19 protein-coding genes and 1 pseudogene are annotated in these 24552 nt (G+C 68.7%); 10 read left to right on the top strand and 10 right to left on the bottom strand.

Features of this window, described 5'->3' with window-relative positions; genetic code table 11:
* Positions 1–65: 65 nt before the first annotated feature.
* Positions 66–479: a hypothetical protein gene (locus LNK82_RS40155; protein ID WP_230572105.1), complete on the bottom strand. Its 414-nt coding sequence runs from the start codon at positions 477–479 to the stop codon at positions 66–68.
* Positions 476–1540: a tyrosine-type recombinase/integrase gene (locus LNK82_RS40160; RefSeq protein WP_230572106.1), complete on the bottom strand. Its 1065-nt coding sequence runs from the start codon at positions 1538–1540 to the stop codon at positions 476–478. The genes LNK82_RS40155 and LNK82_RS40160 overlap by 4 nt, the downstream gene beginning before the upstream one ends.
* A 138-nt stretch (positions 1541–1678) precedes the next feature.
* Between LNK82_RS40160 and LNK82_RS40165 the strand changes: the two genes are divergently transcribed.
* Positions 1679–1924 (top strand): helix-turn-helix transcriptional regulator, encoded by a 246-nt coding sequence (locus LNK82_RS40165; RefSeq protein ID WP_230572107.1) that lies wholly within the window; start codon positions 1679–1681, stop codon positions 1922–1924.
* Positions 1925–2051: 127 nt separating this feature from the next.
* Here the strand turns inward: LNK82_RS40165 and LNK82_RS40170 are convergent, their stop codons facing one another.
* Both LNK82_RS40170 and LNK82_RS40175 read right to left on the bottom strand, forming a co-directional pair.
* On the bottom strand, positions 2052–3059 hold the full coding sequence (locus tag LNK82_RS40170; protein ID WP_230572108.1) for a tyrosine-type recombinase/integrase: 1008 nt from the start codon (positions 3057–3059) through the stop codon (positions 2052–2054).
* Positions 3049–3495 carry a hypothetical protein gene (locus LNK82_RS40175; protein WP_230572109.1) on the bottom strand — a complete coding sequence of 149 codons (447 nt, stop codon included), beginning with the start codon at positions 3493–3495 and terminating at the stop codon, positions 3049–3051. The genes LNK82_RS40170 and LNK82_RS40175 overlap by 11 nt, the downstream gene beginning before the upstream one ends.
* A gap of 672 nt (positions 3496–4167) precedes the next feature.
* On the opposite strand from LNK82_RS40175, the gene LNK82_RS40180 reads away from it, so the two are divergent.
* From LNK82_RS40180 to LNK82_RS40190, 3 genes are all read left to right on the top strand, one after another.
* The gene (locus LNK82_RS40180) at positions 4168–4497 is read left to right on the top strand and encodes a hypothetical protein (RefSeq protein WP_230572110.1); all 330 of its coding nucleotides are present in this window, start codon (positions 4168–4170) and stop codon (positions 4495–4497) included.
* Between the two features lie 159 nt (positions 4498–4656).
* On the top strand, positions 4657–5244 hold the full coding sequence (locus tag LNK82_RS40185; protein ID WP_230572111.1) for a hypothetical protein: 588 nt from the start codon (positions 4657–4659) through the stop codon (positions 5242–5244).
* Positions 5245–5266: 22 nt separating this feature from the next.
* Positions 5267–8713: an NB-ARC domain-containing protein gene (locus LNK82_RS40190; RefSeq protein WP_230572112.1), complete on the top strand. Its 3447-nt coding sequence runs from the start codon at positions 5267–5269 to the stop codon at positions 8711–8713.
* Here LNK82_RS40190 and LNK82_RS40195 read toward each other — a convergent pair.
* Complete coding sequence (locus LNK82_RS40195; RefSeq protein ID WP_230572113.1) at positions 8631–9791, bottom strand: LacI family DNA-binding transcriptional regulator; 1161 nt, start codon at positions 9789–9791, stop codon at positions 8631–8633. The genes LNK82_RS40190 and LNK82_RS40195 overlap by 83 nt on opposite strands.
* A 23-nt stretch (positions 9792–9814) precedes the next feature.
* Between LNK82_RS40195 and LNK82_RS48515 the strand changes: the two are divergent.
* The 6 genes and pseudogenes from LNK82_RS48515 to LNK82_RS40220 all read left to right on the top strand — a co-directional run.
* A pseudogene (locus LNK82_RS48515) lies at positions 9815–10399 on the top strand (alpha-amylase family glycosyl hydrolase); the annotation flags it as partial.
* Between the two features lie 94 nt (positions 10400–10493).
* A complete protein-coding gene (locus LNK82_RS48045) occupies positions 10494–11165 on the top strand; it encodes an alpha-amylase family glycosyl hydrolase (protein ID WP_230572114.1) in 672 nt (223 codons plus the stop codon).
* Positions 11166–11184: 19 nt separating this feature from the next.
* Positions 11185–12459, top strand: a complete 1275-nt coding sequence (locus tag LNK82_RS40205) for an ABC transporter substrate-binding protein (protein ID WP_230572115.1) — start codon at positions 11185–11187, stop codon at positions 12457–12459.
* Between the two features lie 109 nt (positions 12460–12568).
* Positions 12569–12934, top strand: a complete 366-nt coding sequence (locus LNK82_RS40210) for an ABC transporter permease family protein (RefSeq protein WP_230572116.1) — start codon at positions 12569–12571, stop codon at positions 12932–12934.
* A complete protein-coding gene (locus LNK82_RS40215) occupies positions 12889–13245 on the top strand; it encodes a hypothetical protein (RefSeq protein ID WP_230572117.1) in 357 nt (118 codons plus the stop codon). The genes LNK82_RS40210 and LNK82_RS40215 overlap by 46 nt, the downstream gene beginning before the upstream one ends.
* Positions 13246–13416: 171 nt before the next feature.
* The gene (locus LNK82_RS40220) at positions 13417–18732 is read left to right on the top strand and encodes an NACHT domain-containing protein (RefSeq protein ID WP_230572118.1); all 5316 of its coding nucleotides are present in this window, start codon (positions 13417–13419) and stop codon (positions 18730–18732) included.
* 265 nt (positions 18733–18997) lie between these two features.
* Here LNK82_RS40220 and LNK82_RS40225 read toward each other — a convergent pair whose 3' ends face one another.
* The 5 genes from LNK82_RS40225 to LNK82_RS40245 form a co-directional block, all read right to left on the bottom strand.
* A complete protein-coding gene (locus tag LNK82_RS40225; protein WP_308257475.1) occupies positions 18998–20125 on the bottom strand; it encodes an AbiJ-related protein in 1128 nt (375 codons plus the stop codon).
* A 70-nt stretch (positions 20126–20195) separates the two neighbouring features.
* Positions 20196–21761, bottom strand: a complete 1566-nt coding sequence (locus LNK82_RS40230; RefSeq protein ID WP_230572119.1) for a DUF8371 domain-containing protein — start codon at positions 21759–21761, stop codon at positions 20196–20198.
* A 371-nt stretch (positions 21762–22132) separates the two neighbouring features.
* On the bottom strand, positions 22133–22561 hold the full coding sequence (locus LNK82_RS40235; protein ID WP_230572120.1) for an MFS transporter: 429 nt from the start codon (positions 22559–22561) through the stop codon (positions 22133–22135).
* On the bottom strand, positions 22510–23337 hold the full coding sequence (locus tag LNK82_RS40240) for an MFS transporter (protein WP_230572121.1): 828 nt from the start codon (positions 23335–23337) through the stop codon (positions 22510–22512). Before LNK82_RS40240 ends, LNK82_RS40235 begins: the two co-directional genes overlap by 52 nt.
* Before the next feature lie 16 nt (positions 23338–23353).
* Positions 23354–24421: a diguanylate cyclase gene (locus LNK82_RS40245; protein ID WP_230572122.1), complete on the bottom strand. Its 1068-nt coding sequence runs from the start codon at positions 24419–24421 to the stop codon at positions 23354–23356.
* Between the last annotated feature and the right edge of the window lie 131 nt (positions 24422–24552).

Raw genomic sequence — 24552 nt, forward strand, 5'->3', positions numbered from 1 at the left:
CTTGACACCCGTCTGGCGTCAAGGTGGACGACTGGATCAGGTGGAGCCGTCCTGCCGTTGTCGGATCAGTCGACTGGTGTACCGAGCAGGGTCGTCAGTGCCCTGACCGGGTATACGGCTAGCAGTTGTAGTTGCGGTGCGCCGAGTAGTGCCACGGTGTCGCCGGTCCGGATTCCGGTCAGGTCGCGCAGGCCCGCGGGGATGAACACGTGGTGTCGGCTGTCGATCCGGTGAGGGCTGTGGGCGTCGAGTCGTATGGTGATCGTCTGGTCGCGTAGTTGGGCGGTGGTGGTCTGGTCGGGGTGCCAGTCCAGCGCGCGCAGGAGTCTGCGAGCGGGGATGCGCCCGGAGTGGTCGATCGCCGCGGTGGCCAACAGCAGATCCGTGAGGTCTGTCCGAGGTCTGGTGTCAACCGTGATGAGCGGCGTGGACAGGTCGGGTTCGGGTGGGCTGAACAGCGGGGTCGGGCGTTCGGTCATGGCTGGAGTGGGTTGAGGATCGGGAACACGGGTAGCCCGCCTGCGGGCGGTGGTGTTGTGCTCAGGGGGTGTGGTTCGCCGGTGTAGGCGGCCAGAGCGGTGGCCAGGTCCGCGATGGTGGGTTTGGTGTAGACGGCGGTGACGTCGTCGCTGCGCGGATGGGCATGGCCTGCGTAGCCGCGGGCGACGGAGGGGCCGTAGTGGCGTTCGACCCAGGTGAGTGTGGTGTGGCGTAGCCAGTGGGTGGAGACGTTGCGGGCGGTGACCCAGGGGAGTCGGTCCCCGAGGCGTTCCCACAGGCGGTCGTAGCGGCGGTGGTTGATCGGGTTGCCGTCGCGGTGGCGCAGCAGGGGTTCGGGGCTGGGTTTGCCGTTGCCGCGGTGTTGACGGTGGGCCAGTAGTGAGGCGATGAGGGTGGGGCTGGCGGGTTGCCAGCGGACGGTGTCGTTCTTCTCGCGTAGTTGGATCAGGCAGGTGGTGGGTTCGATGTCGTCCTCGCGGAGGGCGAGCGCGCCGCCGCGTCGGCAGGCGGTTTCCAGGTGGAGGCGGAACAGCAGGGTGTCGAGGACGGTGTCGTGGCCGCTGGTGGTGACCGCGTCGGCAAGAGCCGTCACCTCGGCTGCGCCGAGGGACTGGCGGGTGGTGGGACGGCGTCGGGGCTTGGGGACCTTTCCGGCGGGGTTGTGTTGTGGTGGGAGCAGGTTGTCGTTGATCGCGCGGTTGTAGATGGCGCGCATGGCGGCCAGGAGGTGTTCTGCCACGGAGTGGCCGCCGCGGTCGTTGCGCCTGATCCGCCGGTTCTCGACCAGGCGGCGCATGAGTCCCTCGATCTCCGACGGGGTGACTTCATCCAGCCGCTTGTCGCCGAAGGCCTCGATGATGCGGGTCCAGTAGGTGCCGTAGGTGCGCTTGGAGCCGGTGCCCGATGCTGAGATGACGTGGGGTACGTAGTCGCGGAAGGTGGGCAGGTCCGTCGGTACCCACATGAGGTCTTCGGGCGTGAGGCCGAGTTGGGAGATCAGCAGGCGGGCGGCGCGGACGGTCGTGGGGTCGGTGCTCAACGAATCCTCGTATGGGTGGTATGCGACTGGGGTTCCCATGGCGCTGAGCTGCACGATTGATCTTGCTCGACCCAGGGGCGAGAAGTTGTACCACTGTTGGTACGGACTCGCACGGCGACGAGTACCAACGTTGCCCCCGTGCCTGCGTCGCCGGTTCATCCGCACCTCGCGGAGAACCGTGCGCGGTTCGGCCACCGCCTTGCGGCTCTGCGCCTGGATCGCGAGTGGACTCAGGAGCAGCTGGCTGAGGCCAGCGGATTCGACCGCAAGACGATCAACCGGATCGAGAACGGCCGGCACTCGCCCAGCCTCGACCGCGTGTTCGTCCTGGCTGACGCCCTCGGAGTCGCTCCTCTTGAACTGTTCCGTTGGCCAGACTCGTGATTCGCCCCATCGTGTAGGCACACAGCGTCCAGAGCGGAGAGTGCCGGTCGACGGAGCGGCACCCGACGACCGGCACTCGCGGCTGCGGCTATCTGCGACCGTGATCACCTGCATGGGTGATCGGCGATCACAGGCGGCCCAGCTCGGCGAGGGGATGAGGCTCGCCGGTGTAGGCAGACAACGCTCGCGCCACCTCCTGCGGCATGCCCTTGATGTAGGTCAGGGTCGAACCGCCCTTGGTGTCGGTATGTCCCGCGTAGGCCCGAGCAACGGCGTAGCTGTAGTGCCGTTCCACCCATGTAAGGGTGGTATGACGCATCCAGTGCGCGGAGACGCCCAGCTTCGCCGCCCACGGAAGCCTGGCCTGCACGCGCTTCCACATCAGGTCGTAGCGTCGCCGGGTCAACGGTGTGCCGTTCGCGTTCCGCAGGAGCTGGTCGCCGGGGTGTCGTACTCCACGCGACTGGGCGTGCTCCAGCAAGCTCGCCACCATGGTGGGACTGATCGGTTGCCAACGCTCCGTCCCGAACTTCTCGCGCAACCGCACCGCACAGGATTCGGTGTCCAAATCCGCCAACCGAAGGCTCAGTGCTCCCGACCTGCGGCACGCGGTCTCGCTGTGCAGCCGCAGCAGCAGCGAGTCCAGAGGTACGTCCCTGCCGGTGGTGACCACTACATGGTTGATGGCCAGCAACTCCTTGCTTCTCAACGCGCGCCGAGTGCTGGGCAGACGTCGCGGCACCTTCACCTCCCAGGCCGGGTTCCAGCCGCGGGGAAGTAGGCCGTCGGCGATGGCCATCCGGAAGAACGTCCGCATGGCTCGGACAGCACTCTCACCCGCGTACCTGCCGCCGCGGGTGTTGGAGCGCAGTTTGGCCTCGCGGGCGCCCTGCTGCTGCAGGATCAGCACATCGGTCACGGTGACCTGGTTGAGCCGGCGGTCAGCGAGGTTGACCTCTGCTCGTCGCCAGTGCGCCTGGTATGCCTTCAGCTGCCAGTTCGATGCCGCCGCCCGTACCTGCGGCATGTACTCGGCAACGGTGGGGACCGCCCTTGCGGACAGATCCGACAACGTGATGCCCAGCTCGGAGAGGAGACGACGTACCAGCTCCGCCTTGTCGAAGTCACCAGCCACGGGATGCCTCCTGGGTGACGTAGTGCTGCAGGATCAGGCCCGCGATCGTTGAGGTCGCGTGGATGGTCAGCGTGGCGATCTCAAGGCGGGCAACCAGGACCACACGGTCGTTCGCGGCCACGCCCAACCCCTGTCGGACAGCAGCGGGCAAGAACACGTGGCGGCGCTTGTCGATGCGGTATGAACCTTCCGGGTCGACCGATACGACCGCACCATCAGGCGTCACCACCACCTCGTGGCGATCACCGGGCTGCCATCCGAGTGCGTCGATCAGCCACCGGTCGCCCACGCGACCCGAGTGATCGACGCGCGTGATCGCCAACCGCAGGTCGGTGTCCTCACAACGTCGGGGAAGTGCCGGAAAGTGCTGCGGCTGCGGCGCCATCTTCGGGCGCACAGCCGGTGGGACGAACAAGAGAACAGCGCGTTCTTTCATGACAGCACCGCCGATTCAGCCTGCTGGGATTCCAGCCGCAACCGTGGTAACTGCCGCACCGTCAACACCGTTGGTAAGATCATCTAGTCCTCTTTTGAGAGTCGCAGAGGCCGAGATCCCGCCACAGACACAAAAAGGTCCACGCAGAGTAGTCAACTTGTGACTCTGCGTGGACTTCGGCGGCTGAAATCTCAGCCGTTTTGGTGTCCGAGGGGGGACTTGAACCCCCACCCGTGGGATACATCCCCACCGGGGGGTCGAATCCCCGCGCCTCGTCACCACGATGATGTTGTTGGTCCCCGTCCCGCCGTGGGGACGTGTCACACGTAGAACGTAGCACAGACGATCTTCGATGTCATATCGTCCACAATGGGCAGTAGCTCCTGTGATGGTGACGTTCGGCGATTCGATGACTGGTGATCCTGCACTACAGCAAGACGGTGCTCAGTTGACTGGTGTACGGCGCGGACTTGTAGGACGTGCGGACACCCTGTGGGATCATCGATCACAGCCCTTGCCCCTGCCGGACAAGGAGAAGCCGCGATCGACATTCTGATTTCCGGTTTGTGGAGCCCACTCCTCTATTGAGTCAGACCGCGACCGGCGCCGGGCCGCAACCGCGTCGCCGCCGGTGTGCCGGTCGTCGAACGGCAGTGCCGCTCCGGGCCGAGGGTGAATGCCGGCACGAAGGAGCACCCCGAGTACGTCACGTGGTGGGAGCGGTACGTCGAACAGCCGCTCGGCCGCAGGCCTCGGCGCACCACCCGGCCGATCTCCACCCTGCCCGGCCCGGACGCCGACCTCGCGGACGGACTCGTCGACACCGTTGCCGCGGAGGTGGACGCACAGGTCATCACCATCCTGCTCAACGCCCTCCGGGGCCGGCCGGAGGCTCCCGCGGACGCGCTGCGCACCGGAATCGCCCGCCTGGTCGAACACGGTCTGCTCACCGAGCGCTCCCGCCTCGCGTCGGCCGCGCGGGAGTTGTCCGCCATGGCGTGACGGTTCGCCTTCGGGGCAAAGGCAACCGCACAGCGGCGCCACCGGTGCGACCCGGAGCGTCGCGGAGATGAGGACACGATGCACCGTCGTCCACCACGGCCTCACCACGACGACAGCCAGGCACCCGCCGGGTGCTGCTGCGCCGGCCCCGGAGACGCCGTGCCCGCTCCGGTTCGTCCTGGGCTGAGCGTGGTCATCGGCCTGGCACTCGCCCCCAGCACGCTCGCCGTCCTCGCCGCGGGCGCCCTGCTGGTGGCACTGCTCGTGCTTCCGGCGCCCGGGCTGGCGGACCTCCTGATCGACCTGACCACCGACGGCGCGCTGGCCGTCCTCGCGGCGGGCGCGGCGCTGACCGGCCTGCTCGTGGCGATCCGCCTGCACGGCCGGTGCCACCACACCACCGCCCGGCGCCGGGCGGCGCAGCTCCGCCCCGACCGGATGACCGCGTTCCGCCTGGAGTGTCACCTGCACCCCTGGTGCCGGCTGCCGATCGGCGAAGCCCGGTGTCAGGTGTCCCGGCGCCTAGGCGCGTCCAGCCGGATTGGTGCCGGTCACCGACTTGTGGAGGGTGTTTGCGGGCGGTTCTCTTCGGGTGACCCTGCCGGAACTGCTCAACCGCTCCACGGCGCTCAAGTAGCCTGCCCGGCACTGCTGTGGTTGTCCGGTCGGGGAGTCCGATCAGACGCTGCTGCGCAGTTGTGGCTGGCTTCGGCGACGTCGCGGCGCTGCCGGGACAGCAGGGCGTGATCCGGCAGGACGGGGACAACGGGTGCAGCGGCGCAGTTGGTGGCGGTCAGCGCTGGTGGCGTTAATGATCCTGGTGGCCGCGGTCGCGGCGTCGGTCGTGGCGGTCGCGGTGAACGTGGCCACGGGAGGAAGCAGCCTGTGGTTTCCGCCCGTCGAGGCCCATCCGCTGCGGTGGGCCGCCGGGGGCACGGCCGCGGTGGCCTGGTCAGGTTTGCTGGTGTGGTGGGCGCAGCGGGTGTTCGACCGGTGGTTGGCGCAGCTCGTGCCGGCCGAACAGCGGCCGGAGCCCTGGGTGGTGGACCGACCGCAGCAGGTCAAGGAGGTCGTGGCAGCGCTGTGCCGACGTGGTGGGGCGACGGTCGGGATTACCACGTTGCTGCAGGGTGCCGGCGGGTTCGGCAAGACCACGGTGGCCAAGCTGGTGCGAGCGGATCGGCGGGTGCTGCGCCGTTTCAACGGGGGGATCTACTGGGTGACCCTCGGCCGGGACGTCCGGACGGCCGCCGCGATCGTGGAGAAGGTCAACGACCTCATCGCGAGGATCGACCCGGGCCACGCCACGGCGTTCGCCGATCCGCAGCAGGCGGGCGAGCACCTGGCCGCGTTGATGGCGACAGGTCCGCGGCGGCTGCTGATCCTCGATGACGTGTGGCACCCCGAACAGGAAGCGGCGTTCCCGGTCGGCGGACGGCGCTCCGCGCGGTTGGTGACGACCCGCATTCCGTCACTGGTGGCGGGGCAGGCCGTGGCGGTGCCGGTGGACCGGATGACGCCGGAACAGGCGAAGGCGTTGTTGACCGCGGGCCTGTCCGCGCTGCCGCCTTCACTGGTCGAAGGACTCCTGGCCGTGACGTGGCGGTGGGCGCTCCTGCTGCGGCTGGTCAACAAGGTGCTCCTCGACCAGAGCAGGACCGAGCCCGACGTCGCGGATGTCGCGCGCCAACTGCTGCGGCGACTGCGGGACGAGGGCGCCTGGCAGCTCGACCGGCTCACCGGTGCCGTCGGGCATGAACTGGACGCTGATGATCCGCGTCGCCGGCAGTTGGCGGTCGTGCCCACCATCGAGGCCAGCATCGGCATGCTCACCCCGGAGCAGCGCACCAGGTTCACCGAGTTGGCGATCTTCGCCGAGGACGAGGTGGTGCCCGTCGACCTGGTCGGCGCGCTGTGGCGGGCTTCGGGCGGCTTGGACGTGATGATCACCCGCAGGTTGTGCGCACGACTGGCGGACCTCGCACTCCTCACGATCTCAGAGGGGTCGGGCGCGGGTCGGGTCGGCTTGCACGACGTCGTGCGCGACTACCTGCGCGCCGAACTCGGCGCAGAACGGTTGGCAGAACTGCACCGCCTGCTGCTGGACTCGGTGGCGGAAGGGCTGCCGGATGCCGCAGCCCTCGTTGGCCGAGCGGCCGGCAGCCGCAAGGCGTGGTGGGAGCTGCCGGAGTCGGCGTCCTACTTGTGGGACCACCTGGTCGAGCACTTGTCGGCCGGTGAACGTGTCGAGGAAGCCGAGGACCTGGCCTCCGACCTCCGATGGGTCGCCGCCCGGCTGGAGATGTCCGGTCCGACCGCACCTGTCGCAGACCTGGCGCTGATCGACACCGGACACTCCGCATCGCTGCAACGACCGCTCGGTCAGGCTGCGCACCTGCTCGCACCCACCACTCCCGCTCACAGCCGTCTCGACATCCTCTTCAGCCGAGTGGCCCACGACGAGCATTGGGGCCCACAGGTCGCCGCTCTCACGCGCGACCGCGCGATGCCGAGGTTGGCCAACCGCTGGCCGCTGCCGGACCTGCCCCACCCCGCGCTGCAGCGGAGCCTCAACGTCGAGGCGCGTGTCTTGGCGCTCGCGCCGGACGGCAGGTGGCTCGCCACGGTCAGCTCGAATGGGCTGGTGCAGGTCTGGAAGGTGATCAGCGGCATCCGCCCGACGGCGTTCGCTGGGCCGAGCAGTCCTGTACGCGCTATGGCAGTGGCGCCGGACGGCACCTGGCTGGCCACCTCGAGCCATGACCGATCGGTGAGGATCTGGGACGTGGCCAGCGGCAGCCGGCGGATCACGCTGCCCTCCACCTGTCCGGTGTACGCGATGGCAGCGGCGCCGGACGGCACGTGGCTGGCCACCGGGGGCTTGGACGGAGTGGTGCGCATCTGGGACGTCGCCACCGGTCGCCTGCAACGTGAGCTGGTGGGCCACTGCTCAGTGCGGGCGGTCGCGGTGGCGCCTGACGGCGAGAAGCTGGTCTCCGCGAGCCTGGACGGGACGGTGCGGATCTGGGATCCGGGCACGGGCCGAGTGCACGGCGAGTTCACCGGCCACACCAGCCAAGTGCGTGCGGTGACAGCCGCACCCGATCGGTCGTTGCTCGCGACCGGGGGTGTCGATGGAGTCGTGCGGACCTGGGACGTGCTCACCGGGACACCGTCATCCCAGTTCGTCAGCAACCACACGGTCAGGGCGGTGGCGGCCGCGGCGGACGGCACGTCGCTGGCCGAGGCCGGTGCGGATGGCATGGTGCGCATCTGGAGCCTGGCGGCCGGTCATCGACGCGCCGTGTTGGAATCCGCCGGCTCGCCCGTGCGTCAGGCCATGGTCACGGGTGACGGCAAGGTGGTAGTCGCGACCGGCTTCGACGGCGTGGTGAGGGCCTGGGGCGTGACGTCCGGGCGACAGTGGGCAACACTCGAGATGCCGGCCGGTCAGGTGAGTTCGATGGCGCTGGCTTCGGGCGCTGACTGGCTCGCCGCCGTCGCTCAGGACCAGTCCGTGTGGATCTGGGCCGTGCTCGGTGATCGTGAACGGCGCCGGCTCATGAGCTCTGCCGGGTTGGTCCGCTCGATCGCGGCCGCGCCGGACGGGAGCTGGTTGGCGACCGGGGGGTTCGACGGCGTGGTGCGTCTGTGGGACGTGGTGAGCGGCCGGCAACAGCGGGTGTTCACGGGATCCTTCGGCCCGATCCACTCCATGGCGATCGCACCGGATGGGAGCTGGTTGGCGACCGGGGGCTCGGACGGCATGATCCGCACCTGGGACGTCGACGGCGGAGCCGAGCGCGGTGTGCTCGGCTCCGCCAGCGGCCCGATCAGCTCGATGGTCGTGGCTCAGGACAGCGCCTCTCTGGTGGTGACCAGCGCGAATGGCTCCACGGTCTGTTGGGATGTGCCGGCCCGCCGCCGGCGCGTCCAGTTCACCGGCCGCGCCGGGTCGGCGCACGCGGCGGTGATGACGCCGCACGGCACCTGGCAGGCGATCGGGGATTTCGACGGTTCGGTGCGGGTGTGGGAAGTGGAGACGGGCTCTGTCCGGGCGATGATGCGCGTCGAGCAGGAAGTGAGGGCCCTCGCCTGGACGCCTGACGGCAAGTCCTTGGTGGTCGGCACGATCAACGGGCTGTCCTTGTTCGACTTCCAACCGGGCGCCGGTGGTGCGCCGAGGTTCGGCCCTCTTCGACCAGGACCGCTGTGACCGCGTGGTGGTGTGCGACATGCGGGTCGGGCGCGTCGGCCTGCTCACCGGCTCGTGGCGGTTGGTCGCGGGGGTGCGGTGGAGTTGCGCACGACCAGTCGGACGTCGAGGACCAGTGGTTCGGTGTGGTGGTTCCGCCTTCGGCGAGGTCGAGGAGGCGGTCGACGGCGTGGGTCGCCTTGCCGACGATGTCCTGGGCCACGGTGGTGAGCATGGGGGTGATGTAGGCGCTGATGTCCAGGTCGTCGAACCCGACGACCGAGACCCGCTCCGGCACGGGGACGCCGATGGCGTGCAGGCCCTCGATGATGCCGATCGCGAGGATGTCCGCGGTGGCGAACACCGCGGTCGCCTCGGGGTGGCTCGCGAGCAGGCGCCTCCCGAGTTCGATACCGTCGTCCTTGGTGTCGACGGTCTCGGTCGGACAGTCCTGTGGGGACACTCCGGCGTCCCGCAGTTCCGCGTGGAAGCCCAGGAAGCGTTCGTGGACGACGCCGACTTCGGTGAACGACGGCGCGGCGAACACGATCCGCCGGTGCCCCAGGGACAGCAGGTGCGTGGTGGCCAGGTGCGCGCCGGTGAAGTCGTCCGTGCGCACCCCGGTGGTCAACGGGTTGTCGGAGTAGCTGTCGATGGCCAGCACCGGTGTCGTTCCGGTGACGCGGCGTTGTAGTCGGCCGATCTCCTCGTCCAGGAAGCCGAGCAGCACGGCTCCGTCCAGGCTCCACGACCGCAGGGCCTCGCCGATCTCGGCGGTGTCGGACACCCCGCGCAGCAGCAGGTGGTAGCCGCGCTTGCGCAGTCGGCGCTCGATGTGGCCGACGATGGCGATGTTGTGCGGGGAGATGGCCAGGCTGACCTCGCTCGCGGCGGGCACCAGCAGCCCGATGAGGCGTGAGCTGTTGGCGGCCAGGCTGCGTGCGGAACCGTTGGGCACGTAACCGAGTTCGGCGACGATCCGGCGCACCCGCTCGACGGTCTCCGCCGACACGCGATCGTGCTTGCCGTTGATCACGTTCGACACCGTCATGATGCTCACGCCCGCCGCCCTGGCGATGTCCTTCAGGGTCACCCGCACCGGTCTGATCTCTCCTCTCGCTGATCGCCGAGGCTGCCGCGATGGGCATCCGCACGATCGTCGACGTCGTCCCGAACCACGTCTCCAGCGAGCACGCGTGGTTCAAGGCGGCGCTGGCGGCCGGCCCCGGTTCGCCGGAGCGGGAGCGCTTCTGGTTCCGCGAGGGCCGCGGCGCGCACGGCGAGCTGCCACCCACGGACTGGGTGTCGAGCTTCGCGGGCGGCACGTGGACGCGCGTCCCGGACGGCCAGTGGTACCTGCACCTGTTCGCGCCCGAGCAGCCGGACCTGAACTGGAACCACCCCGACGTGCGGCGCGAGCACGAGGACGTGCTGAGGTTCTGGTTCGACCGGGGAGTGGCGGGCATCCGGGTCGACTCGGCGTCGATGCCGGTCAAGGACCCGGCGCTGCCCGAGGTGCCGCAGACCTACGAGGCGGGCGGGCACCCGTCCATCGACCGCGACGAGTTGCACGACATCGACCGCGGCTGGCGCGCGGTGGCCGACTCCTACGACGAGCCGCGCGTCCTGGTGGGGGAGATCTGGCTGGGCGACCAGCAGCGCTTCGCCCGCTACCTGCGTCCCGACGAGATGCACTCGGCGTTCAACTTCGACTTCATGGGCCGCCCGTGGGAGGCCAGCATCTGCGCGAGTCGATCCAGTCCACGCTGGACGCCCACGCCCCGGTCGGCGCGCCGCCCACGTGGGTGCTGTCCAACCACGACGTCACCCGACCGGTCACCCGGTACGGCCGTGGGGACAGCTCGTTCTCGTTCGCCACCACGCGGTTCGGCACGCCGACCGACCTGGCGCTGGAGAGCGGCGGGCTCGCGCGGCGGCGCTGCTCACCGCGGCCCTGCCCGGCGCGCTGTACGTCTACCAGGGCGACGAGCTGGGCCTGCCCGAGGTGGAGGACCTGCCGCTGGAGGCGTTGCAGGACTCCATGCACTTCCGCGCCGGGCGCACCGACCCCGGGCGCGACGGGTGCCGCGTGCCGCTGCCGTGGACCCGCTCAGGTCACTCGTTCGGGTTCAGCCCCGACGGGTCGGGCACCCCTGCCTGGCTGCCGCAACCGGCTGCCGGGTGGGGCGAGCGCTCGGTGGAGGTGCAGGACCACGACCCGCGTTCCATGCTCGCCCTCCACCGGGCTGCCCTGGCCTCGCGCCGGTCCGAACCCGCGCTGCGCGGGGAGCGCTTCTCCTGGCTGGACAGCACCGAGGACGTGCTGGCCTTCACCCGCGACGACGTCGTGTGCGTCGTCGACCTCGGCACCGCGCCGATGCCGCTGCCCGACCACCACGAGGTGCTGCTGACCAGCGTCGACCTCGACGGTGACCACCTGCCCGCCGACGCCGCCGCCTGGCTGCGCGCCTGATCAACCCGAAGGAACGACGATGAAGTCCTCCGCCGCAAGGCCACTGCCGACCAGACTCGCGACCGCGGCGATCGTGCTGCCCTTGGTCCTGACCGCGTGCGGCGACGATCCTGACGACCAGGTGGGCGCCGACGGCAAGGTCGTCATCACCGTCGCGATGGACTCGGGCCTGGAGGAGGCCGCGATCGACGCGTTCACCAAGCGCGCCGAGCAGTTCGAGGCGGCGAACACCGATGTCGACGTCCGCACCCAGGAGTACACCTGGACCGCCGCGTCGTTCACCGCCCAGCTCGCCGGCGGCACCATCCCGGACGTGTTCACCGTGCCGTTCACCGACGGCCGCGGCCTGATCGAGCGCAAGCAGATCGCCGATGTCAGCGAACAGGTCGCCGAGCTGCCCTACGCCTCTTCGCTCAACCCGAACATCGCCAAGGCCGGGCAGGCCGCCGACGGCAGGCAGTGGGCCGTGCCGATCGCCGCCTACGGCCAGGCGCTGCACTACAACCGCACGCTGTTCACCCAGGCCGGGCTCGACCCGGACAATCCGCCCACGACGTGGGCCGAGGTGCGTGCCGCGGCCAAGCAGATCACCGAGCGCACCGGCCAGACCGGGTACGCGCAGATGACCTCGGGCAACACCGGCGGCTGGATCCTCACCACGCTCGACTACGCCTTCGGCGGTCGCATCGAGAAGATCACCGGCGACCAGGCCGAGGCCACCGTGGACACCCCGGAGATGACCGCGGTGCTCGACACCCTGCGCGCCATGCGTTGGGAGGACAACAGCATGGGCGCGAACTTCCTCTACGACTGGGCCGGGATCAACCAGGACTTCGCCGCTGGCCGCATCGGGATGTACGTCTCCGGCGGCGGCAACTACGGCAACCTCGTCACCCAGAACGGTCTCAAGGCCGCCGACTACGGCGTCGCCGCCCTGCCGCTGGCGGACGAGCCGGAGGCGGGCGTGCTCGGCGGCGGCACGCTGGCCGTGGTGAGCCCCAAGATCGGCGAGCGCAGCAAGGAAGCCGCCGTGAAGTGGATCGACTTCTACTACATGGGCAAGCTGACCGACCAGGAGGCCGCCGTCGCCGACGTCAAGACGCTGGCCGAGACCAACCAGCCCGTCGGGGTGCCGGCGCTGCCCGTGGTGGACCGCGCGACCCGGTCCACCCAGGACGTCTACAAGATCCTGGACCAGGCGGTGCAGCCGCTGCTCACCGACCGGTCCGCGGACGTGCCCGCCCTGCTGGCCAAGGCCGACGCCGAGGTGCAGGCCCAGATCGGCCGGGGCTGACGTGGCCGTCCGATCCCACTCCCGCGTGGCGGCGGTCCCCCCACCGCCACGCGGGACCCGCCCGCCGCGACGACGGCGCACGCCGGTCACGTGGGTGCGCCGCGGTGGGTTGAGCACCCTGGTCTTCCTGCTGCCGCTGCTGCTGGTGTTCGGTGTCTTCTCGTGGGCGCCGATCGTGCAGTCGGTGGTGATGAGCTTTCAGCGCACCAACCTCGTCGGACCCGTCGAGTTCGTCGGCCTGGACAACTTCGCCCAGGTGCTGTCGGACCCGCTGCTCTGGACCGCGTGGCGCAACACGGTGTGGTTCGCCGTGCTGGCGCTGCTGTTCGGCTACCCGCTGCCGCTGCTGGCCGCGCTGCTGATCAGCGAGGTCCGCCACCGCAAGGGCCTGTTCAGCGCGTTGGCCTACCTGCCGGTGGTGATCCGCCCGTGGTCGCGGTGCTGTTGTGGAAGTTCTTCTACGACGCCAGTCTGATCGGGGTGTTCAACACGGTGCTGGGTCGGGTCGGGCTCGGGCCGTGGCAGTGGTTGCAGAACCCGGGCAGCGCGATGCCCGCGCTGGTGCTGGAGGCCACTTCCTCGCATGCGGACTTGTTGGCGTGGCATGGGCGCTGGTCGACATTGACTGACGCCGGTCTCCACTCCCGCGCTGGCGATCTCGTCGATCATCCCCATCGCGCTGTTCCTGGTGTTCCAACGGCTGTTCCTGGGCATCACCGCGTGAGGGACTACGGCGAGGTGATGCAAGAGGGGCTGGCGAAGCCGTCGGAACAACCATCCCGATGATCGGGTGCTCTTGCTGCTCAGCATTACCGTGGTGTTGTTTTTGGAACAGGGGTGAGGATCCTGCCTATAGCGTGGGCGTGCCGGTGCAGCCTGCCCATGCACTGCGGAGCGCGACACACCCTACCTCTTTATGTCCAGATTTTCTGGACATAAAGAGGTAGGGTTCGCATCATGGCAACGGCAGCAGAGACCCTCCAGGCGACGCTCAGCGAGCGCGAGTACAGAGCGCTGAGGGTGCTCGCCGCGACACCCGATGCTCTGTCAGGCCGCAAGGTCGCGACGGCGCTGAAGGTGTCTCCGACCACGGCAAATGACGCGCTGTCGACCCTGTCTGATGCCGGGTTCGTTACCGCGACGAAGTCGGGCCGGTCGACTTTGTGGCGACTGGTGGTCTCCCACCCGTCAATCAGCGCATGGTTGGAGGAGATCTCGTCAGACGACGAGGGATCGGTGGCCGGTTCGAGCCCGTACTCCACGGGCGGCGGAGGGGTGCGCCTGGAACATTCTTATGCGGCGTGCCTGATCGCCGCATTCCTGGCTGGCGAGACGTTGCAGGAGCTGGGGCAGGCTGTGTCGGCCGAGACGATCCGCTTGCAGGCCAGCGATGTGAGCACGGTCGACGATATCGTCCTGGAAGGCCGTGACAGCCAGGGCGCACCATGTCGCTCGTCGATCGCCGTACGCCGTAACCCCGCCCTGACTTCCAGTGACAGCACGTCCGTTCCGTTGATCCGGGACTTTCTGGTGATCGTCACCGAGCACTGGTCCGAGGTGATGGCGGGGCGGTGGCGGATCGTACTCGCGGTGTCCACGAACGCCAACGCAATCACGCAGCTGGCTGAACTGGCTGAACTGGCCAGCGGTCTTCCGGGCGCGCAGGCGCTGGCCAGTCGCGTGAGTGAGCCTGGGCGGACCAACGCCGGGCTGCGCAGCCGGCTCGACCACATCACGGCGCTGGTCGGGCAGGCGGCGGCGAAACTGGACTCGGCCAGTGGGCTGAGCGCCCAGGAGCTGACCTGGCGGCTGTTGTCCGGCTTGAGCACACGCAGCCTGCGCTTGGAGCGCACGGACAGAGCCGACCGCGCCGCTGCTGTCACCGCGCTGCAGCGCATGCTCCATGACGGCACGCCCGCCACCGCAGACGCGCTGTTCTCGCGTCTGGAGGATCTCGTAGGGGTGTGGGCGCCGCAGGCGGCCGTGCTGACGCAGTCGGTGATCCGTCGCGCGATAGCCGACTTCCCGCTGACGCACTCCGCTCGATTCGCCCGCGCCTGGGAGATGATCGACAGGCTCGGATCGCGGCTGCGCGAGTCGATCCGCCCGGCGCTGCGCTCGGCCGCGCAGTCGCTGGAGCTGCAGCGCTGCGGCGAACGCGCCCGTCTGGTGGAACTCATGCGGTCGGTGGGCACCTCGGCTGGCGCAGTGGTGGTCACCGGTGATCCCGATGTCGGTAAGTCCGCGCTGTCGCTGCGAGCGGCGGAGGAGCTGCGCGAGCAGGGCGCGGTGGTGTGCAGCCTGAGCCTGCGCGATCTGCGGCACACCATGGCGGACTTGGAGAGCCAGTGGGGCGGGCACGCCGTGGACGACGTCCTGGCGGCGGGTCCCGTGCGGCCTGTCCGACTCGTGCTCATCGACGGCGCGGAGTCGGTCCTGGAAGGCAAAGGCGAGGTGTTCCGCACTATGTCCGCAGCCGCAGTGCGGGCTGGCTTCGGTGTCGTGGCGGTGACGCGCACCGACGGCTCGCGCCAGGTCCGTGATGAGCTGACGCACGCCCTCGACTTGGCCGACTCAGGTGGTGCTGCGGCCGAACACGTGGTGGGGTTGTTGACCGACGACGAGCGCGACGCTCTTGCGTCCGCGTTTCCCGCGCTGGCTCGGTTGGGCAGTGATCCGCGCGCTCGCTGGCTGCTGGGCCGGCCCGGCCTGGTCGACGTACTGCTGCGCACCGGCGCCGTGCTCGATCCCGCTGACCTGTTGTGCGAGGCCGATGTGTTCTCCGCGGTGTGGCGCGGCCTCATCCGCTGCGATGAGATCCACACTCCCGGCACCGCCTCGCCGCACGACCGTGAACAGGCCGCCCTGAGCGTGGCGCGCCGCAGTCTTGGCATCGACACGGTGGCACCTGCGGGCACTAGCTCGGCGGAGCTGCGTTCGGACGGTGTGCTCCGGGTGCCCCACAATCCCGCGTTCTCAGCGGGGGATGAGTTCGCGACGGATCTGTTCCGTGACTTCGCGCTGTGCCGGCTGTTCATCACGCAGGGATGGCAGCCGCTCGCCGTAGCCGGAGCCCCCCGCTGGGCGATCCGCGCGGCCCGCCTGGGCTGCCAGGCGGCCCTGCTCGACCGCAGCGACTCCTACGGCTGGGCCCGACTGTCGGCCAGTTTCACCGGGATCGCCGCCGCCCACGGTGAGCGGTGGCGCGAAGTGCCCTACGAAGCGCTTCTCACGCTCGGCGACGCCGACGCGGCCATACGGCAGCTGTGGGACACGCTCACCGGCGACGACAGTGCCGCGTTGATGACGCTGCTGCGCCTGGCCGAGACCCGCTACATCAGCGGCACGGTTGGCGACGCATTCGCGCTCGCACCGCTGGTGAAGGTCATTTTCTGCGAACGGCCGGTGATCGAAGGCGGGCCGAACTCGGATCATCGCACCGTACGTCAGGTCATCCAGGACCTGGTGCTAGCGTGGTTGCGGGGCATGGCCGGCACCCACGCGCAGCCGCATCCGTTGCGCCGCGAGGTTCGCGACACCATTCTCGACGGCGACCCGGCCCTCTACGACGACTTCGCGATCGAAGCACTCGCGTGTCTGGGCCCCGACATCGACGACCGTGCAGAGGCCTATCTGCGTCAGGTCGCCGACGACAGTCCAGGACACCTCAACGCCGCGGTGGAGTCGTTCCACGTCGCCGTCAGCATGTCGGCGGCCCGGCCCGCGCTGCTGCTCGATCTCGCCGAGGCCAACTACATCAAAAAGCCGTCCACGCACCCGCGCTGGGGCGGTCACGACCTCGACGACGGCATCCGCAACTTCAAACACGGCCTCACCCCCGGATTCGGCGTGCCCCTGGCCGCGTGGTTCTACGGTCCGTTCTTCCGGCTACTGCACACCATCCCGATCGACACCATCGGCTTCCTCAACCGCATGCTCAACCATGCCGCCACGGTCCGCGTGCAGAAGCTGGCCGATCTGCACGGCCATGCCCGTGAAAGTGGCACCGACGACCTGGACGGCGTACGTCTGGATGTGCCGGGGATCGGCGAACGGCTCTACGTCGGCGACAGCCACGTCTGGGCGTGGTATCGCGCCACCAGCGTCGGCCCGTACGCGTGCATGAGCGCGTTGCTGGCGCTGGAACGGTTTATCGACCACCTGCTGGAGCAGCTAGAGTTTCCGGCACCACGGCTCGTCGAGGTGCTGCTGCGCGATTGCCACAACCTCGCGATGCCCGCGCTGCTCGTCGGAGTGCTGACTCGGCACCCGAACATCACCGGCGCACTGCTCGATCCGTTCCTGGCGTCCCCGGCCATCTGGCAGCTCGAGCACGCCCGCGTTAGCAGCGAATACGGGTTGCGTGTCCGTGATGCTGAGGCCGACAAGCTGACCGGATCCGAGCGGCGCACACAGACCTTCCAGCAGACCGTGGGCACGATGGTCATCAACGCCCGGCTCGCCGGCGACGACGACCGCCTGGCCCAACTGCAGGCCGTCGGCGACACCCTCACCAGCACCGCGCACGCCCAGTTCGCCAGTTCCGCCGACGGTGACAACAACGAGTACCTCGCGGTCATCGAAACCTGGGCCGAACAGTTCCGCATCGACAACTACCGGATGAGCCGTGACGGTGACCACCTGCGCATCGAGTTCGAGCGACCCGAACGGCTCGAACACGTCCTCGCACCCCGCGCCGCGGAACTAAACACGACCAACACCCTGTACGGACTGCAGAACCGCTACAGCCGTCACAACGACAACCCCGCACACTGGCCCGTCGACACCCTCGCCGAGGACCTCGCCACCGCACGCACGATCGCCGAGACCGAGCAGCCACCCACCGGCATGCCCTGGCCGGAGAACCCCCTCGTCGCTGTCGCCGCAGCCGCCGTGCGCGCCCACGCCCTGGGTCTGGCGACGGTGACGCCCGCTGATCTCGAGTGGGCCGTCGATGCGGTGATGTGGGCAGCCGACAACCCGCACGGCGACGACTTGAACAACAGCGGATCGCTGTTCTCGATGGGTGCCGATCGCGCCGCGGCGGCGTCCGCGCCGCTGCTCGTGCTCGCGCCGTTCGACGATCTGGGCCTGGATCCCTCGCGCGTGCAGGCGTGCCTGCGCGCGCTGGCCACCAGTGAGTTCGACGAGGTGCGCGCGATCTTCGCCTTGGGCTGCGAGCCGGTGTGGACTGCGCCGTGCAATACCCACAACGACACCGGCGAATCCGGTGTTGAGTCCGACGGCGGCTCCGGCGTTGCCACTATGGTCGGCATTGATCGCTGCCGCCGGCATGCACCGGTGTGGGCCGCCGCCATTGCGGGCCTGATCGACAGCCGGCTCGGACCTCCGGACCCGCAGACCCATCAGCGGCGACCCGATCCGCTGGCTGCACCGGTACACGAGTCGCTGACTACCGTCGCTGACGACGAGCTTCTGCTCAACCGGCTGCGCATGCCGTTGACATGCTTGGTCGACGCCCGGCACGTGCCATGCCTGGACAGTGCCGTCACCGAGCTATGGGTCCCCCTCTGGGACGCCCACCGCAGAAGCCTCGCCCACTGGTGGCGCAACGACTACGACCATCACGCACACACCGCTCACGAACCGATCGCCCAGCGAATGATCACGATCGCACTTGACGGTGACCGCGGGCCGGTCGAAGCGCACATCACGAACTACGCGACCGACAGCGACGCTCTGCACAAACTCTTCGACGGCTTCGCAACCGTCTTCACCTACCACGACGAACTCCGCCAATCCCTGGCCGATTTCTGGCCCTGGGCAATGGGAAGAGCCCTCGACGCCATCGGTGACGGCACCGCTGTGCGCGCCCAGCACCGCGGATTCGAGTACATGACCGCAGCCCTGCTGCCCACCCCGAACCCGAGGTCCTGGGATCCCGACATCGACAACACCCTCAGCCGCTGCCGCCAGAACTGGATCCAACCCGACGCGCTCGACACTCTCGCCGACCGGTGGCTACAGCTCAGTCGTCGCGAACCCAAAGCCGTTGACGCCGTGATCAAGTTCGCCAAGAGTGCACCCGTGCGGTGGCAGATGACCACGGCACTGACCTGGATCGAGTCGATCATCGACGGTCGCTACGACCTGATCGCCAATCACCTGTGGCTACTGGAAGAGTGGGTCATCGGGCTCCGCAGCACGGGGATGACCATGGGCGAGGCCAAAACCCGCTATCACCGCATCATCGACGGTCTGGCCGCCGCAGGTGATCGAGCCTCGGTACGACTGCAGCAACTGGACGAGTAGAACCTGTTCGCTCGGCAGCTGTCGCGCGTAGCAAGCGGATGCCGGGAGTGCCGAGAAGCTGCCGTACGCCATCGAGCTGGTCGTGTTCGACGGCCGCGTCGAGGCTGCTAGGCACAAGCGGTTGTTGGCCAAGGTCAGACCTAGTCCGGGCCTTTGTACTCGGTCCGGGACCAGGCGTGGAGCGATATCGTCCCGTGAGGGGTGCGCTCGACGGGTGATCTGCGTATCGAGCCACGGACCGATGGTTGGTTGCGGTCGGATGGGCTCAAGTGGCGTAGCGTTCGGCGAGGCGGTCGAAGAAGGTGGCGAGTTGTTGGCGGTTGGTGCGGGTGTCGGTCAGTTCGATGCCGCCGAAGCGGTAGACCTCGTAGCCGCGTAGGCGCAGTTCGCGGTCCTCGGCCATCATGTCGGCGTACCGACGGGGGTCGGCCTGTTTGGTGGGGTCCGCGTAGTGCTGGTGGCCGTCGCATTCGATGACGATGCGGATGCGTTGGGGCAGCAGTAGGAGGAAGTCCATGCGTTGACGCGCCAGCGGTGCGGCGGCGGGTGCATGGTGTGCTCGGGTGTAGGGGTCGTAGTGCAGGTACACCTGGGGCAGCAGGGCGGGGATGTCGGGGCCGAGCCGGAGGTAGCGGTCGGCGTAGGCGCGCAGGATGATGCGTTCGGCGTCGTTGGTGCCCAGGGAGCGGTTCAAACGTTGGTAGAGGCTGCTCGCAATCTCATCCGGGTGGGCTCCGGTCAGTCCTTCGCGGTCGGCCCACCAGTTGGTCAGGTCCGCCCAGGTCAGCCCGCGGCCGGGTAGGGGTCGGTCGTAGACGAGGCAGAACTGCTCGTTTTTCACCACGCGGATGTCGTTGTTGACCGCGTCGCGGAGCACGATCTCCGGTTTGGGCCCGTCGGCGGCGAAGATCAGGTTCTTCCCCGTGCCGGGCACGCCCGTGCCGATGCGGTGGGCGGCGAAGACCGGTGCGCCACTGATGTCGTCGACTTGGACGAGTTGGTAGCCGTCGTGGGCCAGGATCCGGTTGAGCAGGGCGTGCAGGCGCTCGACGTCGTCGGGGTCGGTGCGGACCGCGGGATGGAGCATTTCGGCCAGGAACTCCACGAGTGCCTGGTCGCTGTGGGCCAGCTCGAACCGTTCGTCGTGGAAGATCCAGTCCTCGTCCCAGTCGAGGTTGGCTCGGCGGTGCCGGATGATGTCCTCGCGCGCGGTGGCGTGCCGTGGGTCGGTGCTGGGCAGTCGGTCGAGGTCGTAGAGACGGTCGAGGAAGTCGACCTCGTCAAGCTCGCCGCTCCAAGACGTGCGAGCCAGGGCGTCGAGGAGGCGGCGTCGGGTGACATCGGTGATGCGGTTGTTCAGTGCGATGACGCGCCTCCCGACTGTTGTGATGATGGATTGTTCACCGGTGTCGTTGCGGAGCGGTCACCATGTGGGCGCTCTCGAGCGGGCTGGTCGGTCGTGCTTATTCGCCCGTTCGCGGTGCTGACGGTGGGTACGGCGGAGTGATGTCGAGCAGGAACGGGTGAACGACGTATTCAGCGTCGACTTGGGCTGCTTGCTCGGTCAGCTGTTGCTGTAGTGCATGTGTGTCGCGTCGGTGCGCGCTTGTCCAGTCCGACGGCCGCCATGTGGGGTCGACCCAGTAGACGAGGTAGATGCCGTGTCGTGTTCGGGTTCGTTGCAGGTAACGCTCGACCAGTTGCTCATGTAGTGAGGTGAGCAGGTCGGGGTGGTTGACGAGCTTGGCTTCGATGATCACTCGTGCTGTGCTGCCGGGTTGGGTGGCGATCGGGGCGGTGACGGTGAGGTCCATCCTGGTTCCTGTGCCGCGGGGCCTGACTCGGCGGGCCTGGGGTTCGCGCTCGATGACGGCGGTGGTGCCCAGCAAAGGGTTGAGGTTGCGTTGGATCCAGTCGGAGATGATGTCCTCGGCCTTGGGGAAGGGAGGTTCGCCGAGGTTCCACAGGTCGTTGAACGCGCCGCGGTTGGTGATCTGGTGTTGGAGTTCGCGGAGGTTTTCCAGCACGACGTCGAGGAGATCGTCGGCGGTGCGGATCAGTCGGGTGTCGGCTTGACTGAGCAACGTGAGCAGGTCGGCTGGGTCGAGCGGGGTGTAGGCGAGGTTGGTTGCCTGCTCGCAGGCCCGCCGCAGGTGTGCCGCGAGCACCGTGCGGTCAAGATCGGGACGGTTCTCACGCAGCAGAGCTAGTGTGACGTGGTCACCCCGCGCGGCCAGTTGGACGAGCAGACGGTCGCGGATGCTGTAGACGCTGTTGGGTGAGTAGTCCTCGGACATGAAGTCCGGATCGGCGCCGTAGGGGTACCGATCGAGCAGGACCCTCGTCAGGCGGTGTAGGCGCGTGTCGTCCAGGGCCGTGATGTCGAGCGGACGCAGCAGGTCGGCCAGTTCGTCGGCATCGATGTCGGCAGTGATCAGGTCGTCGACGACGCTGTCCGGGTCAAGGGAAGCCTGTCCGCGGCGGGCCAGGCGGGCGATCGCGGGGTCGTGGTGTGTGCGAAGTCGGTGGCACAGCGATCGGGCGAGATCAGGTGAGTGGTTGATCAGCAAGTCGAGCAGGTCGGCGGCGAGTTCACCGTCATAGCGACCGGCGACGAGACGGTCCACGATCTCGGGAGCCAACTCGGCCGCGAGCCGCCGGTAGATGCCGTCGAAACTGAAGGACCAGTGGTGCTCCTGGTAGGCGTCGAGCCGCTCCAGGGCAGCCGCTGCCAGGCTCGCTCGGGTGTCGTCTGGTGCGATGTCGATCAGGTGGCTGCGGAGTGCGCGGTCTTTCTCTTCGCCGCTGCTCCAGGCCGAGACAATCTCGTGGAACTGGACGAGTTCGCCGGGTGCTTCGAGCCAGCTGAGGATGGCGCTCAGTGCGTCGAAGATGTGACCCGAACGGTGGTCCGGGTCCTGCTGGTAATAGTCGGCCTGCTCGCGGTCCCAGTGGTGCCCGACGACGGTGTCGATGAGCGTGACGATCTCGGGTGAGGCGATCCTGGCGGACGGCTGGTCAAACGACATGGGCCTTCTCCGTATCGACGTGACGATGGACGCCCCGTCGACTTCGTGGCTTGTAGCCGCTGAGCTTGTAGCCGCTGATCCACCTGGTCGACGACCGACTCGCTGCTCAATCAGGAGTGGTCTACCAAGGTGGTCGAACCGGCCGGCAAAGCCGCCTTGTCGGTGGGGCACACTCGGAAGGCGGTGCCGTCAGCACACAGGGGCAAGCCATGTTGTGCGGCTTGCCCCTGTGTGCTGCGGTGCCGCAGAGTGTGCCGCGCCCACCGACAAGGCGGCGGACGGCCGGTTTGACCTGCCAGAAAGTCGTATGAACTGAATTACTCAATATTGCCCGGCAGTGCCCCAGCAGTTCCCGGTCGCCGGCCGCGAGGTCAGGTTCGGGACTGAAGTGTTCGCCACCGCCCTGCCAAGAGCGTTGCGGCAATGACACCGACGGCACCGGCCGTGCCGGTGACGATGTGCGGGTCGAAGAGTTCGGCTGCAAGGCCGCCGAGGGTGATGCCGGTGCCTTGGGCAGCCTGCATCGCGGTGATGGCGAAGCCGACGGCCTGGCCGCGGTGCGCGTCGGGTGTGCGCAGCACGAAGGTCGGCTGGGCGACAACGTGGTAGCTGGACGCGGCGCCGGACAGGACGAACAGTCCCACCACCACGGGCATCGGCGGGTCGAACAGACAGCCCAGCAGCGGCACGCCGGTTCCTACGGCCAGCAGCGGCATCGACCGGAGTTGAACGGGCTCGGGCAGCGCGGCTACAGCGAGGGACGCCGCGGCGCAGCCGGCGGAGTAGGCGGCGAAGAACATGCCCACGGTCGCCGGCCCGCCACCGAGATGCGCGGAGTAGGGGCGGCCAGGGCCTCGCCGACGATGTAGGTCCCGGACAGGGCGGCGTAGCCGACGAGAACCAGCAGGTGCGCGTCTCGCCGTACCACCGTCGCTCCGGCACGAATCCGCTCCCACCAGCCGAGCGACTGCGAACCCGTTGTGGCGATCGACGGCACGAACACCGCGACCAGCAGCGCGGAGGCAGCGAAGGTGACGGCGTCGACCAGGAGCGCCCCGCCGGGGTCGATGGCACCGACCAGGATGCCGCCGGCGGCGAACCCCAGGATCTGTCCCAGTTGGGTGACGGTGGACAGGGCGGCGATTCCCGTGCGCATCACGGCCGGATCCGGTATCAGCGCCGGGAGCAGTGCCGACCGCGCGGGCACGGCCGGGGCGCCCGCCAACTGGACCACGATCAGCAGTGCGCACACCGCCTGCCAGGGCAGACCCGGCCACGCCATGAGCGCGACCACGGCGGCGCGCACGAGGTCGGCGACGATCATGACGGTGCGCCGCGGATACCGGTCGGCCAGGCCCGCGACCAGCGGGCCGCCGATCAGCGCGGGCAGGAAAGTGAGTGCGTAGGCCAGGGCCGACCAGGCGGGTGAGCCGGTGCGGTCGTAGACCAGTACAACCAGCGCGACGCGGGCGAGCTGGTCGCCGACCACCGAGATCACGTGGGCGGTGAACAACGCGCGGAACGCTCCCAGGGCGAAGACCGCCCGGTACCCGGTCCTGCCGCGCGAGCTTTCCACCACGGGATGTGCGTCCTCAGGCCGCGCCGACGTCGGCGAGCCGCACTTGGTCGCGTCCGCTGTTCTTGGCTTCGTAGAGGGCGGCGTCGACGGCCAGCAGCACGTCGGCCACCGTGGCGGCGGTCGTGGGAAACGCCCCGGCACCGACCGACAGGGTCAGATCGGTGACGACGACCTGTTGGCCGGTGTGGTCGCGAGTGGGCACCCGGAGCACGGAGACCATCGCCCGGATTCGTTCGCCTGCCGCCGCCGCGCCGGCGGTGTCGACACCCGGTAGCAGCACGGCGAACTCCTCACCGCCCCAGCGGCCAACGAGGTCGGTACCGCGGACCGCGCGGCGGATGGCTTCGGCCACCGCGCGCAGCACGTCGTCCCCAGCGGGGTGGCCGAAGCGGTCGTTGATGCGTTTGAAGTGGTCGAGGTCCAGCATCAGAACGCCGACCGGGCCGCCGAGTCGACGGGCACGTTCGAGTTCGGCGGAGGCTTGGTCGTGCCACCACTGCGCCGACACCAGGCCGGTCTTGCCGTCGGTGCGGGCCGCCGCGCGGAACTGCGGCAGCAGCAGACCCAGGTGCAGCGCGAGGATGGTGACCAGCAGAAGCGGTGCGGTCCAGGGCTGGTGCACCATGACCAGGGTCACCGCGTAGCCCAAGCCGACGGCCGCGGCGATGAGCAGCTGGTCCGAGGCCGGGCCGAGCGCCCGGTGCGCCGGTTTGTCGGGGTTGGTGGCGATGATCGCGCCGACCACCAAGGCGTAGTTGACCAGCCGGTAGATCACTCCGGCCAGCACCAGGGCGATCACGCCGCGCGGCCCGCCCAGCGCCGCGATCAAGGGCCGGCCTGGGTCGACACCGGGGTAGAACGCGGCCAGCACCAGCGTCGTGGCGGCGGTGGCCAGCAGCACGGTGCAGGCGGAGAAGACCTTGCGGTGGGCTACCGCGCGGCGCCGGAACACCCTGTACCACTCATGGGTGAAGCTGACGGCGATCAGGACCGCTTGCAGCGGTACGGGCAGCAGTAGCGCCCCGGCGAAGAACCACACGGACTTTAACCGGACTACGAAGATGGGCTTACCGGCCGACAAGCTGCTTGGTTATTATAAGTGCGGGCTACTCGCTCTCGAAATGGATCCGGCCAGGTCCTGCCGTAGCGTTGCCCACCAGTGAATACGCCGATCCGGTCGATACTACCTTTTTGCGTAATGTCACATTCTCC

Origin of the sequence: Saccharothrix luteola (assembly GCF_020859565.1) — a bacterium.
Lineage (GTDB): Bacteria > Actinomycetota > Actinomycetes > Mycobacteriales > Pseudonocardiaceae > Actinosynnema > Actinosynnema luteola.

Excerpts from the sequence above, each read along its gene's own strand:
- LNK82_RS40155 (WP_230572105.1), bottom strand. The coding sequence starts at position 479 with ATGACCGAACGCCCGACCCCGCTGTTCAGCCCACCCGAACCCGACCTG.
- LNK82_RS40175 (WP_230572109.1), bottom strand. The coding sequence starts at position 3,495 with ATGAAAGAACGCGCTGTTCTCTTGTTCGTCCCACCGGCTGTGCGCCCG.
- LNK82_RS40205 (WP_230572115.1), top strand. The coding sequence starts at position 11,185 with ATGAAGTCCTCCGCCGCAAGGCCACTGCCGACCAGACTCGCGACCGCG.
- LNK82_RS40220 (WP_230572118.1), top strand. The coding sequence starts at position 13,417 with ATGGCAACGGCAGCAGAGACCCTCCAGGCGACGCTCAGCGAGCGCGAG.
- LNK82_RS40230 (WP_230572119.1), bottom strand. The coding sequence starts at position 21,761 with ATGTCGTTTGACCAGCCGTCCGCCAGGATCGCCTCACCCGAGATCGTC.
- LNK82_RS40235 (WP_230572120.1), bottom strand. The coding sequence starts at position 22,561 with ATGTTCTTCGCCGCCTACTCCGCCGGCTGCGCCGCGGCGTCCCTCGCT.